The organism is Methylobacterium sp. CM6257 (assembly GCF_054611515.1).
Genome location: NZ_CM137735.1, coordinates 3,556,783 through 3,569,914, shown reverse-complemented (window position 1 = coordinate 3,569,914; position 13,132 = coordinate 3,556,783). Strand labels below are relative to the sequence as shown.

General features: G+C 66.1%; 11 protein-coding genes, 6 pseudogenes and 1 other annotated feature. Of the genes and pseudogenes, 12 read left to right on the top strand and 5 right to left on the bottom strand.

All coding sequences use genetic code 11. The annotated features are described in order from the left end of the window. The first annotated feature begins 43 nt into the window (after window positions 1–43). Window positions 44–307, top strand: coding sequence for a hypothetical protein (locus ACYCO6_RS17565; RefSeq protein WP_459773265.1), 264 nt, complete (start codon window positions 44–46; stop codon window positions 305–307). 215 nt (window positions 308–522) lie between these two features. On the opposite strand, the gene ACYCO6_RS17560 is transcribed toward ACYCO6_RS17565, so the two are convergent. Next, window positions 523–1,062 carry a hypothetical protein gene (locus tag ACYCO6_RS17560; RefSeq protein WP_459773263.1) on the bottom strand — a complete coding sequence of 180 codons (540 nt, stop codon included), beginning with the start codon at window positions 1,060–1,062 and terminating at the stop codon, window positions 523–525. 354 nt (window positions 1,063–1,416) lie between these two features. Between ACYCO6_RS17560 and ACYCO6_RS17555 the strand changes: the two genes are divergently transcribed. The 4 genes and pseudogenes from ACYCO6_RS17555 to ACYCO6_RS17540 all read left to right on the top strand — a co-directional run. Beyond that, on the top strand, window positions 1,417–1,878 hold the full coding sequence (locus tag ACYCO6_RS17555; RefSeq protein WP_459773261.1) for a Ros/MucR family transcriptional regulator: 462 nt from the start codon (window positions 1,417–1,419) through the stop codon (window positions 1,876–1,878). 1,409 nt (window positions 1,879–3,287) lie between these two features. Next, a pseudogene (locus tag ACYCO6_RS17550) lies at window positions 3,288–3,530 on the top strand (IS110 family transposase); the annotation flags it as partial. Window positions 3,531–3,591: 61 nt separating this feature from the next. Further along, window positions 3,592–4,776: an IS110 family RNA-guided transposase gene (locus tag ACYCO6_RS17545; RefSeq protein ID WP_459773400.1), complete on the top strand. Its 1,185-nt coding sequence runs from the start codon at window positions 3,592–3,594 to the stop codon at window positions 4,774–4,776. 299 nt (window positions 4,777–5,075) lie between these two features. Beyond that, window positions 5,076–5,861 (top strand): annotated as a pseudogene (locus ACYCO6_RS17540) (IS110 family RNA-guided transposase); the annotation flags it as partial. Window positions 5,862–6,048: 187 nt separating this feature from the next. Here ACYCO6_RS17540 and ACYCO6_RS17535 read toward each other — a convergent pair. After that, window positions 6,049–6,336: pseudogene (locus ACYCO6_RS17535) on the bottom strand (hypothetical protein); the annotation flags it as partial. A gap of 44 nt (window positions 6,337–6,380) precedes the next feature. Between ACYCO6_RS17535 and ACYCO6_RS17530 the strand changes: the two are divergent. Further along, window positions 6,381–7,781, top strand: a complete 1,401-nt coding sequence (locus tag ACYCO6_RS17530; RefSeq protein WP_459773259.1) for an IS30 family transposase — start codon at window positions 6,381–6,383, stop codon at window positions 7,779–7,781. 7 nt (window positions 7,782–7,788) lie between these two features. Here the strand turns inward: ACYCO6_RS17530 and ACYCO6_RS17525 are convergent. The 3 genes and pseudogenes from ACYCO6_RS17525 to ACYCO6_RS17515 form a co-directional block, all read right to left on the bottom strand. Beyond that, a pseudogene (locus ACYCO6_RS17525) lies at window positions 7,789–8,720 on the bottom strand (IS3 family transposase); the annotation flags it as partial. Next, window positions 8,323–8,439, bottom strand: a sequence feature (AL1L pseudoknot). Its footprint overlaps the pseudogene before it by 117 nt. Before the next feature lie 56 nt (window positions 8,721–8,776). Next, window positions 8,777–8,989 carry a hypothetical protein gene (locus ACYCO6_RS17520; protein WP_459773258.1) on the bottom strand — a complete coding sequence of 71 codons (213 nt, stop codon included), beginning with the start codon at window positions 8,987–8,989 and terminating at the stop codon, window positions 8,777–8,779. A 125-nt stretch (window positions 8,990–9,114) separates the two neighbouring features. Next, on the bottom strand, window positions 9,115–9,243 hold the full coding sequence (locus ACYCO6_RS17515) for a hypothetical protein (protein WP_459773257.1): 129 nt from the start codon (window positions 9,241–9,243) through the stop codon (window positions 9,115–9,117). Here ACYCO6_RS17515 and ACYCO6_RS17510 point away from each other — a divergent pair. From ACYCO6_RS17510 to ACYCO6_RS17485, 6 genes and pseudogenes are all read left to right on the top strand, one after another. Continuing rightward, entirely contained in the window at window positions 9,238–9,480 is a 243-nt protein-coding gene (locus ACYCO6_RS17510) for a hypothetical protein (protein WP_459773256.1), read from the top strand. The two genes, ACYCO6_RS17515 and ACYCO6_RS17510, sit on opposite strands and share 6 nt — an antisense overlap. A gap of 362 nt (window positions 9,481–9,842) precedes the next feature. Further along, window positions 9,843–10,022 carry a hypothetical protein gene (locus ACYCO6_RS17505; RefSeq protein ID WP_459773254.1) on the top strand — a complete coding sequence of 60 codons (180 nt, stop codon included), beginning with the start codon at window positions 9,843–9,845 and terminating at the stop codon, window positions 10,020–10,022. A gap of 408 nt (window positions 10,023–10,430) precedes the next feature. Continuing rightward, window positions 10,431–11,135: a hypothetical protein gene (locus ACYCO6_RS17500; RefSeq protein ID WP_459773252.1), complete on the top strand. Its 705-nt coding sequence runs from the start codon at window positions 10,431–10,433 to the stop codon at window positions 11,133–11,135. Window positions 11,136–11,880: 745 nt separating this feature from the next. Next, window positions 11,881–12,123 (top strand): hypothetical protein, encoded by a 243-nt coding sequence (locus tag ACYCO6_RS17495; RefSeq protein WP_459773251.1) that lies wholly within the window; start codon window positions 11,881–11,883, stop codon window positions 12,121–12,123. A gap of 11 nt (window positions 12,124–12,134) precedes the next feature. Continuing rightward, window positions 12,135–12,395: pseudogene (locus tag ACYCO6_RS17490) on the top strand (site-specific integrase); the annotation flags it as partial. Between the two features lie 93 nt (window positions 12,396–12,488). Beyond that, a pseudogene (locus tag ACYCO6_RS17485) lies at window positions 12,489–12,962 on the top strand (tyrosine-type recombinase/integrase); the annotation flags it as partial. Window positions 12,963–13,132: the final 170 nt, after the last annotated feature.

Here is a 13,132-nt window from a genome sequence, read left to right as displayed (position 1 = left end):
AACTGCGAGCATCCGAGACACCCCTGTCGACCGGAGTGTCAGCATGACCGAGATGCACATCACCCATTTCCGCGTCCTTGAGGCGATGGCGGCGGTGGAGCGCGAGGTTGGAGACCGGCTCGGCTTCGGGCCAGCGCGTTCGCTCACGCAAGAGATGGCGGTGTACCTGGGCGCCGAGGCCGCGGTTGAGGCGTGGGCAACTGCCAAGCACGATCAGCCGGAGCTGGAGCCTCGTAACGATCTAGAGCAGCTGTGCTCCGAGTTCATCGTGCTCCACGACGCCGAGGCCGCGAGCTGGACGCACTAGCCGCATAGGCAGTCCGGCCGTTGAAGTCGCCGCGAGCTTCTCGCTTCAGCTTGAGGGCGAGGAGGATCATGGGCCGGCTCCGGCGCGGTGCGGCAAGCTAGGGCGGTATGCCGAATGACCCATGAATGCGAGCCTGTTTCTGTTTGCACAGGCCCCTCCTGCGAGCGTCCTGACCCGACGCCTGAGTTTCCGCAGCACCGTCCCGCAGCTGGGTATCACCCCACGTTCTCAGGCGCCTGCTGTAGACCCAACCACCCCTTCATCTTCGCAGGCAGAGAGGCAGGGCGCTTCTTCTCCGACTTGGCTCCGCCACGAGCTGCGTCCAGTCGGCTTGCCGCCTCCTCCATGCCGAGCGGATCCGCCTGCCGCCCGATAGCGAGCGCGCCTGCCAAAACCCACAGCCCTGTCTCGAAATCGAGATTGCCGAGGAACAGCTGCGTTGAGCCGATACGTGCGTCGATGTAGCGGGCCCGCCTTTGCTCAACCTCGGGCGTATCCGCACACGCCAGCCGCGTCACGAACGGCATCAGGCGCTGCCGCTGCGCATCCGTCGCCTCATCGTTCAACCGCATGGCCAATTGGCAGATCGGGCGCGAGAAGCAGGCTGGCAAGCGATGAACCGAGACGACGGGCCGGTACGGGAAGCCGCACGCCACGACCGCAGCCTCGTTGATACAGGTCCCTCCATCAGGTCCGGGGAAGGAATGCGAGCCGCGAAGAAGCTTCCAGTTCAGGATGTGATCGAAGTCGCCCATGGTGGCTATCTCCGTAGCCGCCCCCACACGGAGCCTCCTCCCGTGCGGGTGGGCCGTCAATCACTCCGACGCCGTAGTCTTGGAGGGAACTTCAGCATCTCCGTCTGTACCTGCGCGGCGTGCGGTGGCCCGCGGATGCTCTCGGGTATCCTCGCTGCCGCCACTCATTGGCTGCCCGAGACAAAATTATAATAAACTTAAAACAAATCCTTCCGCTTTCTAAGCACGCGTCGACGGTGTGCGGAGTTCATATCGATGACCTGATCGGTTGCGCGCAACTCGATTATCGGGCTTGCTTTTGCGGTACATTTGCATCATCGGCCAAAGCCTTGGGCAACTGCAGGAGCGAAAGCCTTGAACGCGGAAGAACAAGAAGCCGGCCTCAACTTCACCGATCTGGCCGCCGAGATCGTCTCAGCCTACGTCTCGAACAACCCTGTGCCACCAGCCGAGCTGCCGGCCCTGATCGCGAGGGTTCACGAGGCGGTTTCCAATCTCACCGCCACGGGCAGTGCGGGTGCTGCGGCTCCGGACGCCGAGATCGAGAAGCCGACACCCGCTCAGATCCGTAAGTCGATCCGAGACGACGGGATCGTCAGCTTCATCGACGGAAAGACCTACAAGACGCTCAAGCGTCACCTGAGCAGCCATGGGCTCGACCCGCGCAGCTACCGCGAGCGCTACGGCCTGCCTGCCGACTACCCGATGACTGCTCCGAGCTATGCTGCCCAGCGCTCGGCGCTCGCCAAGGCCATCGGCTTGGGCCAAGTGGGTGCCATGGCCGCGGGCAGCCGAAAGGGCCGAAAGGCTGCCTGATCGCGCCGCCTTATTGGCCTCGCTGCGGTGCACGGCCGAAGGTCTGGGCCCAGGTCAGTATGACGATATTGCTGACCGGGGCTTGCGACGACACTGCTGCGGGTTCGGCGAGGACATCCTGAGCCGAACCCAGACGCTTCCGGCCGGAAGCTCCGATCCAGCGAACGATCCGATCCACAGGCCGGCGACGCCACCTCACCCGGGCTTGACGGGCTGCTCTCGGCGGGCGGGTGCAGAGGGCGTCACCAGCGCGTTTCGCGTTAGCCATAAGCTCGCCCTCAGCCCCACTCACGATCCGCGGTGTGAGCGATGAGAACAGCCGCCCATGGACCCTGAGCGCAGCCTCGCACGTGCAGGATACCTCTGATACCCGACCCCAGACTTATCCCGGTGTTCCAGAGACTTGCATGCGCCCCCCAAACGGGAGTGGCGTCGGTGGCCTGGAGCCGCACCGGATGGGCGGGCGGCGTTCGTGATGGTGTCGCACGGTCTTTGCTAGGGTGGCAAAGTCGGGTTTCCTCCGACCTCCACGCTCGCCCCCAAGCTTCACGCCCCCACTAGGCTGGAGGCGGGCGTGGATGCTGAGATCCGGCTCGGCAAACCGGGAGATTTCCGGTTTGCGAAATCGTTTCGCATTTGACCCCGTGGGAGTAAGGTTTTGGGTGTCAGCGGGATGGGTCGCTGACCTCCACGCCCGCTACGCGACCTCCTTTGCCCAAAGGCCGAGCGGGCGGGCGTGGATGCTGTCACGGAGAAAGTCGCCAGAGAGCCGGCCGCCCCAGGTGCGCGAGCGGTGCAGGCGTGGCAGCATAGTTTCGAGCCCGGCTTATCCTGCTGGCTCGGAGGCATGGCATGATCGCCCTGACACCCCGGCGACGCTACATCCTGGAGTTCACCGGGGGCGCGCTGTTCGTCCTCTTCCTCTGTTTTATGGGCTGGCAGCTTGCGCCGGTTCACTGATCTGCCCAGCCTTGAGGCTCTCCCCATATCCAGGGAGCGCCGTTCGTGAGGGGCGGCAAATCCGCCACGGTGACGGATGCGACGGTTTCCGCGTAAGCCTGCCGGTGTCGGCGGCGGGATGGGTCGCTGACCTTCCACGCCCGCGCACCAACGAGGTGTCGCTCAACCCTTAACGGGCGGGCGTGGATGCTCTGATCCGCCCGAGCCCCGGCAGCAGCGCTGCCACCGGCACACCGTGAACCGCTCCGGGTTTTCCGGAGGCCGTTTGGTTTGGGTCAGGCGGCCAAGGCTTGGACCTCGGCCTGGGCATAATAGCGTGCCTCCGCCTCGGCGGGAGGGATGTGGCCGATCGGTTCGAGCAGCCGACGGTGATTGATGGCCTGGATGCCCCCACTCCGGCGGAAGCCGGTACTCTGGGCCCGGAGCTTTCACATCTGCCGGAGCAGTCCATGGATCCGATCGCCATCGTCGGCCTCGATCTGGCCAAGCGCATCTTCCAAGTTCACGGCGCACGCGCCGATGGCAGCGTCGCGCTACGCAAAAAGCTGTCGCGACCGCAGGTCCTCACGTTTTTCGCCCAGCTGCCGGCCTGCATCGTCGCCATGGAGGCCTGCGCTTCGGCACACGAGTGGGGACGTGCGATCCGTGAACTGGGGCACGAGGTCCGACTGATCGCGCCGGCGTACGTGAAGATCCCATGAGGAGGTGGCGATCAGGCGGCGCTTCAGCAGGATGGACGGCCTGACGCTCTTCATGGAGGTGAACGTGAGCCTTTCTCCTGATGTTGGCGGTGCGCCCGAGCCTATCCGGGTCGATCTCGCGGCGATCTTCGTCTCGCTCGAACTCAGCCGCGCAACGTGGTTGGTGACGTCGCTCTCTCCTGGAGCCGGCCAGAAGATGTCCCGGCACGTGGTGCGCGGTGGTGATGCCGCGGGCCTGCTCAGCCGACTGGCTGACCTACGGGCGCGAGCTCGGGCGCGCACCGGCAAGCTGTTCCCCGTCGTGGTGATCCAGGAGGCCGGGCTCGACGGCTTCTGGCTGCACCGCGTGCTCGAGGGCAAGGGCATCGAGAGCCACGTTGTTGACGCCGCCTCCGTCGCCACCTCAAGGCGCAGGCGACGGGCCAAGACCGACCGGATCGATGGCGAAGCCCTGGTCCGTACGCTGCTGGCCTACAAGCGCGGAGAGCCGCGCGTGTGCGCGATGGTCCGGGCGCCCACGCCTGAGGAGGAGGATCGCCGCCGGCTGTGCCGCGAACTTCGAACGCTCATCAGCGAGCGTGTCCGGCACGTCAACCGGCTCCGAGGCGTGCTGTTTGCGCAGGGTATCACCGACTACGATCCCCGTCGGTCGGACAGGCGCGAACGGCTTGAGGCGTTGCGGACCGGCGATGGCCGGCCGCTCCCGCGGTACCTCAAGGCGATGATCGAACGCGAACTCGGTCTTATCGAGCTGCTGATCGAGCAGATCGATGACGTGCGCGCCGCGCGCGACGCACTCGTGGCGGCCGAGCGTGCGGCCACACCACAGCGTGCGGCAGCGGCCATGCTTCTCGACTTGAAAGGTGTCGGTCCCGGCTTTGCCGGTGTGCTCTGGTCTGAAGGGTTGTTCCGGCGCTTTGAGAATCGTCGCCAGCTTGCCGCCTACGCGGGCTTGGCGCCAACGCCTTGGCAGAGTGGCTCGATTGATCACGAGCAAGGCGTGTCGAAGGCCGGCAATCCACGCCTGCGCGCGACACTTGTCGAACTGGCCTGGCTCTGGCTCCGCCATCAGCCAGGTTCGGCCCTGTCGCGCTGGTACCACGACCGGGTCAAGCGCACCGGCGGGCGCATGAAAAAGATCGCCATCGTGGCTCTCGCCCGCAAGCTTCTCGTCGCGCTCTGGAAGTATGTGACGGCAGGTGTGGTCATCGAGGGCGCTGCGATGAAGAGCGTCTGACCGAGAGCGACTGCAATCCCTCTCAATCCACCGAGGCACGAGAAGCCTTGGCGGATCCAGGTGGACGAACCGACGAACGGTATGGCCTCAGCCGCCGCAGTTAAGAATGGTCTCGTCCTCCTGAGCTCGGCCCGCCGGATGCGGGATCATGGTGCAGCCGAGATCGATCGGCGACCGCATGTGAGCTTGAGCGCGTCCGCTGCGGCCGCTTCACCCATCGGGCTCGGACCTGCGATCTGGAACACGCCAGGAGATCACTCATGACCGGATGAGATCCCTTGCACATCGACTCCTCATGTGAGCCGTTCATCAAGCGGCAGAAGAACGATGCCGCCGACGCGCAGGCGATCGCCGAGGCCGCCTCGCGCCCGACGATGCGCTTCGTTGCGATCAAGAGCGAGGCTCAGCAGGCGCGAGCCATGATCTTTCGGACGCGCGACCTTCTGGTCCGGCAGCGCACCCAGCTCATCAATGCGTTGCGCGGCCATCTCGCCGAGCACGGCATCGTGGCGCCGCAGGGAGCGACCAACGTGCCCCAGCTCGCCCAGGCGCTTGGCGACGTCACGACTTCGCTCGATCCGCTCATTGCCGATCTGAGCCGTCTCTACCTCGACCAGATCAAGGATCTCGACGCGCGGATCTCGGAGTTGGAGAAGCGGGTCGCGCGGGAAGCCAAGCGATTTGGCACGCCGTCCCGCCTCATGACGATGCCGGGGATCGGGCCGATCACCGCGATGGCGATCGAGACGTTCGCGCCGCCAATGGCGACGTTCAAGCGCGGACGCGATTTTGCAGCCTGGCTCGGCCTCGTGCCGCGGCAGTTCTCTTCAGGCGGAAAGCAGGTCCTGGGTCGCGTGTCCAAGATGGGTCAGCGCGACATCCGGCGTCTCCTGATCATCGGCGCCATGACGGTCATCCGCTGGTCGATCCGTAAGGGAGCGCCGGCAGGCTCCTGGCTGGCGCGGATGCTGCCACGCAAGCCGCGTCTGGTCTTGGCCATCGCTTTGGCAAACAAGATGGCCCGTGCAGCCTGGGCGATGCTGATGAAGAACGAAAATTACAAGGCTCCGGTGCCGGCGGCTTGATCAGGACATCAAGCCGCCGTCGCACCGGTGTGGCGGGCAGGAAGGTCGAAGAGAGGTAAGGACGGAACGATCGGTCAGATCGGGATCAGGAAAAGCAAGACTGGTTGACGAGCCACGAGCTCGCGTGTGTTGATCTGCACCTGATCCGCGCATCTCCATACTGGCCCGCGGCATGGACAAGGCCGCTTCATGAGGCCTGAGACATGACCGCACCCGATCCCCCGTCAGAGCCGCTCGACGCCCTCTTGCGCGACAGGGGGCATCCAGACATGAACCAGTCGACCCATTCGAGCGTGGCGTACTCGACCGCCTCAAAGGACCGCCACGGCCCGCGTCGATGGATGACCTCCGCCTTGAACAGGCCGATCACCGTCTCGGCGAGAGCGTTATCGTACGAATCGCCGACGCTGCCGACGGAGGGTTCGACGCCCGCCTCGGCCAGGCGCTCGGTGTAGCGGATGCTCACATATTGGGTGGATTCAAGTGGTCGTCGCAACAGCTTGGCGGAGGGCGGTTGCGATGGTGGGTCGACAGCGTTCGGAGTGCGCGCTGCGCGGTAAATTGAGGTCGCCCGGCCGACCCGGCGTCGCCTCGCGAGAGGCCCGACGACAGTTCTGGGCGTTCATCGCTGCGGGTCTGTGGAGTGAGGACGCGGCGATGAAGGTCGGGATTTCTCAGCCGGTCGGCTCGCGCTGGTTCCGCCGGGCCGGTGGGCTCGCCCCCTCCCACCTCGCGCCATCGTCCAAGCCACTCTCAGATCGCTACCTGTCGTATTCCGAGCGTGAGGAGATCGCGCTGTGGCGGGCGCAAGGTTTGGGCGTGCGGGAGATCGCGCGTCGCTCGGGGCGAGCGGCCTCGACGATCTCCCGGGAACTGCGGCGCAACGCGGCGACGCGCGGCGGCAACCTGGCCTACCGGGCGACGACGGCGCAGTGGCACGCCGAGCGGCCGGCGCGTCGTCCCAAGCCTGCCAAGCTCGCGGCGAACCCGGCGCTGCGAACCTACGTGCAAGATCGGCTCGCGGGTGCCGTCACCGCCCCGGGCGGTATCGCCCTGGCCGGACCGTCGGTGCCTTGGAAAGGGCGGCGGCACGGGCGACGCCAGCATCGGCGCTGGGGTATGGCGTGGAGCCCGCAGCAGATCGCAGCGCGCTTGCGGCTCGACTTCCCAGGCGATGAGACGATGCGCATCAGCCACGAGGCGATCTACCAAGCACTCTACGTCCAGGGTCGCGGCGCGCTGCGACGCGAGCTGACCGCTTGCCTGCGGACGGGGCGAGCGCTGCGGGTGCCGCAGGCACGAACCCGCAGGCGCGGCAAAGCCTTCGTCACGCCGGAGGTCCTGATCAGCGAGCGTCCGGTGGAGGCGGCGGATCGGGCGGTGCCGGGTCACTGGGAGGGAGATCTCATCCTCGGGCTGCGTAGTTCTGCGATCGGCACGCTGGTGGAGCGCGCGACGCGGTTCACGATGCTGCTGCACCTGCCGCCAATGGAAGGGCATGGGACGGGCACTCGGGAGAAAAACGGGCCAGCGCTGGCCGGACATGGCGCGGAGGCGGTGCGCACTGCGATCGCGCGCACGATCACGACGCTGCCCGAGCAACTGCGGCGCTCGCTGACCTGGGACCAGGGATCGGAGATGGCCGAGCACGCGCGGCTTCGGATCGACACGGGCCTGCAGGTCTACTTCTGCGATCCGCGCTCACCCTGGCAGCGGGGGACCAACGAGAACACCAATGGGCTGCTACGGCAGTATTTTCCCAAAGGCACCGATCTTGGCGCTCACAGTACGAGCGACCTCGCGGCCGTAGCCGCAGCTCTCAATAGCAGACCACGCAAGACACTCGAGTGGCGAACGCCCGCCGAGGCACTGGACGCCGTGCTCCGATCCGTTCAGGAGGGCGTTGCGACGACCAGTTGAGACCGGGTTGCGATCCGCGATCCGAGTGACAGACGAGGCCGCTGCCGGCGAAGGGGCGGCGCTCGTGCAGGGCCTGCTCCAGAGCATCGAGCACGAAGTCTGCCCGGGCCGAGCGCGACACACGCCAGCCCACGATCCGGCGGGCGAAGACGTCGATCACGAAGGCCGCATAGACGAAGCCGGCCCAGGTGGCGATGTCGGTAAAATCCGCCACCCATAGCCGGTTCGGGCATTCGGCCCTGAACTGCCGATTGACCCGGTCGAGCGGGCAGGCCGCCGCCGGATCGGGAACGGTGGTGCGAACCCTCCGCCCCCGGACGACGCCAGCCAAGCCCATCGTTCGCATCAGCCGGACCACCGTGCAGCGCGCCACAACGATCCCTTCGCGGGTGAGCTGCCGCCAGACTTTGCGCACGCCGTAGACCCGGAAGTTCGCCTCGTACACGCGCCGGATCTCGACCATGAGTGCCGCGTCACGCTTGGCTCGAGCCGGCAGCCTCTCGGGATCGGCTCGTCGCGCGGCATGGGCGTGGTACGTCGACGGGGCGATCGGCAGAACCTTGCAGATCGGCTCGACCCCGTAGAGCGCACGATGATCGTCGATGAAGGCGATCATGACCGGAACCGGCGGTCGAGCTCCGCCTGGGCAAAATACGCGCTCGCCTTCCTCAGGATCTCGTTGGCCTGCCGGAGCTCGCGGTTCTCCCGCTCCAGCGCCTTGATCCGCTCGCGCTCATCCGTCGTCGGTCCGGCCCGCACGCCCCGGTCGCGCTCGGCCTGGCGGACCCAGTTGCGAAGCGTCTCACCCGAGCAGCCGATCTTGGCGGCAATCGAGCGGATCGCTCCGTACTGCGTGTCGTGCTCGCCTTGGTGCTCCAGCACCATCCGCACCGCGCGTTCGCGGACCTCGGGGGAAAACGGTGGGGTATGCTTCGTCATGGCTCCATCCTCGCAAGATCTGGAGCCTCCGAAAATCCCGGTGCGGTTCACCGGGCTCAGCCGCTTTGCGCACTCTCCAGCGCCATCTCAGCCGTGCGGGCGAGGCTGCGCACGCGAGCCACCACATAGCCGGCCTCGATCAGGTTCTCCCGCGCGAGCGCCCGGTCGGTGATCGAAGTGGCCCGTGTCACGGCCCCGAAGGCTGCTTCGGCCACCTTGTGAGCAGCCTCGGCGATCTGCAGGGTCTCCAGGGCTTCCCTGTGCATCATGGCGATAGCGCGCGCGAGATGGGCCGCATCGGTTTGGGTTTGAGCCGCCTGACGCTTGGCCCGCCCGATCCGCGCGACGCAGCGACCGTCCTCTGTCGCAAGTCGAAGGTGCGTAGCCGGTCCAGTCACGCCCGTACCTCACCCTCATGAAGGTTGATCGTCACACCCGCCACGCTGGCGGCGCTCAGGAGCAGCGGCAGCACGTGCTGCGGGATGTTCTCGCGGCTGAAGCCGTCGAACGCCCTGACATGCACCGCGAGCCCTTCGGTCGTCGTGCCCGGAATGGCCCGGACGCGCGCTCGGGCCTCGTGCAGCTCGCGCGTCCGGTGCTGCAGGTGGGCGTCTTCGACCTGCGGGTCATACGCGTCGGCAATCGGCAGGAGCCCGCGCCAGCGCCGCAGGAGGTGCGGGGTTCGGCCCGCCGGCCCGAGATCCGCGACGGCATGCTCGATAGCCTTGCGGAGCGCAAAGCCGGTCCAGGCTGGTGGTAGACCCCTTCGGCCGCGGGCTTGCGCGAGGGGCGCCGGCGGAAGCGCCCGCCGAAGTGCAATCGGCCCACTTTATCCCAAGACCGGCACAGGGCATTCTCCTCGGCGTTGAGCATTAGCGCGTCTGGGATCGGGCCTTCATCGCTATGCGTTGCCCGATAGCCAGTGGGTGTGCTCAAGGCCAACGGCTACCAGAACGCTACGCTCGTGGTTCTCGCAGCCGCTCTCGTTGCTGGGGCCGTTGTCGCTGTCGTTGTGGCCAAGCGACGGTAGCCATCCCCCGCCTCGTTGACGGAGCGCTGAAGGCGAAGCGATCCTGACGCCTTGAACAGCCTCTACCCCCGGCCTCCCCGACAGGATCCTCCATGTCCGTACTGCCGCCCAACGCTCGCGGTCACTTGGCGACGAAGACAGCCAGGGACACCGCACGCCAGGAGAACGCGAAGCTCGCCTTGGTGGAGGTCGAGGCGGATCGGCAGGCGGCCGACGAGCGGACGGCGCAACTGCGGGCCATGCGGCTGGCGAGGGAGAAGTCAGCCCGCTGACCGTGCAACGGCCAGGGCCACCTGCGGCACGAGGACCCCAAAGGGACCAAATGATAACATCGAGGCTATCCAGGCTGGCCGTTTCACTTTTTCTTTTGATTGGTAGCTCTACGAATACGGTTCTTGCAAACTATTTCTCTGATTTTGAGCATCCGACAGCTCAGCTAAATCATGTGTACTCGCTTGCAGCAGGTACCCGCGTCTGCCGTGACGCGCAGACACCAGAACGTCCTATGGAGCGATGCTCGGTTCTGAAAAAATCTATTCCGGTCAGGGTACTATCCGCAATTCACAGGTTTGATAGATCCTACTATCTGATTAAACCACTCGACGGCCGGCTGCCGAACTATTATGTCTATCGTGAAACTCTCTCCGACTGAACTGTAGCCAAAGCAGGCGGGTCACCTCGTGGAAGAGACGCTGAAGGCGAAGGGGCCATCGACAAGCCGTGCTATATGGTTCCGCATGACAACCCTCGCTCTCAGACTTCCGCTGCCTGTCAGCATCAGAAAAGAGCCAGCGAGGCCCGAGGACGCCACCGGTCACAATACAGAGTACGCCTACTGGTCCAGCGCTCGCGGCTGCCGATCGCGTACAACCTATCACGATCTGATCGTGTGGGTTCTCGTGGTCTTCACTGCGCTTGGGCTCTCGCCCGTTTCCGCACTTGGGCAACATCTGGAGATCCCTGCCTCCGAGGTCGGGCCCCGTGTCGCCGCCGCATCGGCTCGCTTCGGCGAACCCGTCAGCTCGGGAGCGCCGACCTGTGGTGTGCCGCAGCATCAGTCCGGTACTTGCTCGTGGAACCTCGGCCCTCAGCTCTCCCTCACGGCGAATGCATACGACTCGCAATCAGCGGCAACGGTTATCGTCATCCGCTGGTCCCACGCGGATCCGAGTGATAGCGCCACGCGCAAGATGTTCGACCAAACATGCCGTGCACTCGTGGCTGCCCTGTTGCCTGAGTGGCCGGCCGCCAAGGTCATAGGGTTCGCGGACGAATTGATCGGTTCTGCGCAGCGGGATCGAGTGGCGAATGCCGAAGGGATCGAGTTCGCCCTCTACCTCTTCTCGGGGTGGACCACCTGCGAGGCGCAACTGGCGAATGACTAATTCCGAGCGCCAGCCTCGGTACCGCCATGCCGGTAGCCATCCCGTCGGAATAAGTTGCGCCCTCGCTGCCCAGGGATTTGCTATCGGAACGTCCAGCCCGTCCTCCGAGGGCGTGTGTCTCAAGCTGCCGGACGGCGCTCGTACCGCCACGCCGCGACTGCGTTCTTTCTCGCCTCGAAGGTCTCGCGAAGCCGCGTCCCCGGAGCGCCCTGGCGCTCTGTCCCAAACCCGTGGATCAGCACGGCATCCGGTCCAAAGGCCCGCCGCATCTCAGCGCGCCAAAGCCGGTCCGTAGTAGCGAGCATGCTCTCAGTCTCGGCCAAGCGGGTGGTGTCCATAGCGACCGTCCTAAAGCTCACCCCGCTAGAGGACAACGCGTCGATAGATCCGGAGGTCCAGCCTGTGATCAGACCGGGCGGCGGGGCCGAGCCGGTCTTCAGGATAGCGCCTGGGGATGCAGCGAGGGCGTGCCTTTGAACCGCGCTGGCAGAAGCGGACAGCCATCGTGGCCCCTGCGATGCACCAGCATCAGTCTGCCCTGTCCGGTGTAATTGCCGTTGATCATTACGAGCCCGTGGCAAGCCGGGCAGCGCTTCGGTATCGTTGCGTAGACGCCCTTCGCCTCGACGAGGCTGACTGAGCGCCAGACGCCTTCAGGACGCCAATCCAGAGACGACCGTAAGGCCACCCTTGTTTCGATCACCGGGCCCGGCGCAGCCTTGCTGCCTAATGATGGAGCTTCACCATGGATGTCGTCGTGACGCCGACCGGGTCTGAAGGCACGTCGTGGAGCCTGAAGGACCGGCTCGGCCGCCTGCTCGGCGCAATCGAGCTGTCCGGTCTCGCGACCGGGTTCGAGATCAAGCCCGAGTTGAGCGGCGGCTTGCGAGCTGTGCCAACTTTTCACGCGACCCTCAACGACGCCATGACGGCTATCGCGAAGCATATGCGTGGCGAGTGCTCGCTCGATAGCCGGGATTGGGATTGAGAGCGGTGCCCATGCTCCCCGCGATCATCGAACCTGTCGAGGCGATGCCGCCCACCCAGGCGGACGACGACGCGCAGATGATCCGGCTGTGGCTCGCCCGATCCGCGAGCCCGAACACCCGCCGCAACTACGCGCGCGAGGCGCGGCGCTTCCTGGCGCATGTCGGAAAGCCGCTCGGCTCCGTGCGGATGGGCGACCTTCAGGACTACATCGCAGGCCGGCCCGGCTCCTCGGCGACGGTGGCGCTCACCGCCGCAGCGCTCAAGAGCCTGTTCGCCTTCGCCCAGGAGGTCGGATACCTGCGCTTCAACATCGGCGCGGCCGTGAAGGTGCCGCCGATCAAGAACACGCTGGCCGAGCGCATCATGGCCGAGGCCGACGCGCTGCTGATGATCCGGCAGGAGCCGAGCTTGCGAAACCGCGTGCTGCTGACCGTGCTCTACGGCGGTGGCCTGCGCATCTCCGAAGTCTGCGGCCTGCGCTGGCGGGATCTCGCGGCCCGGGACGAGGCCGGGCAGGCGACGGTGTTCGGTAAGGGCGGCAAGACCCGGGCGGTGCTGCTCTCGGCCGCGACCTGGGAGGTGCTCTCGGCCCTGCGCGGCGAGGCGCCGGCCGACAGCCCCGTATTCCGGTCGCGGAAGGGCGGAGCGCTCGATCCGAGCGCGGTCCATCGGGTCGTGAAGGCCGCGGCGGCGCGCGCTGGCCTGCCGGTCGAGGTCTCGGCGCACTGGCTCCGGCACGCCCATGCCTCGCACAGCCTCGACCGCGGCGCACCGATCCACCTCGTGCAGGCCACGCTCGGCCACGCCTCGGTCGCGACGACGGGACGCTATCTGCACGCCCGGCCTTCGGAAAGCTCGGCGAGGTTCTTAGGGGTGTAGGCTGGTATGTCGCCAGGATCGCACGGAGCTATGGTGCTAGCACAGCAGCAACGTGCCGATCTGGCCCGGATCATGGACCAGTCTGGCCACCGGGATCCCCGGACCGTGGTCGGGTACATCCGGCGGGC

Coding starts and splice junctions, on each gene's coding strand:
- ACYCO6_RS17520 (WP_459773258.1), bottom strand. CDS start 8,989: ATGATGCACAGGGAAGCCCTGGAGACCCTGCAGATCGCCGAGGCTGCT.
- ACYCO6_RS17530 (WP_459773259.1), top strand. CDS start 6,381: ATGGTGGGTCGACAGCGTTCGGAGTGCGCGCTGCGCGGTAAATTGAGG.
- ACYCO6_RS17495 (WP_459773251.1), top strand. CDS start 11,881: ATGGATGTCGTCGTGACGCCGACCGGGTCTGAAGGCACGTCGTGGAGC.
- ACYCO6_RS17505 (WP_459773254.1), top strand. CDS start 9,843: ATGTCCGTACTGCCGCCCAACGCTCGCGGTCACTTGGCGACGAAGACA.
- ACYCO6_RS17560 (WP_459773263.1), bottom strand. CDS start 1,062: ATGGGCGACTTCGATCACATCCTGAACTGGAAGCTTCTTCGCGGCTCG.
- ACYCO6_RS17510 (WP_459773256.1), top strand. CDS start 9,238: ATGCACCGCGAGCCCTTCGGTCGTCGTGCCCGGAATGGCCCGGACGCG.
- ACYCO6_RS17565 (WP_459773265.1), top strand. CDS start 44: ATGACCGAGATGCACATCACCCATTTCCGCGTCCTTGAGGCGATGGCG.
- ACYCO6_RS17545 (WP_459773400.1), top strand. CDS start 3,592: ATGGAGGTGAACGTGAGCCTTTCTCCTGATGTTGGCGGTGCGCCCGAG.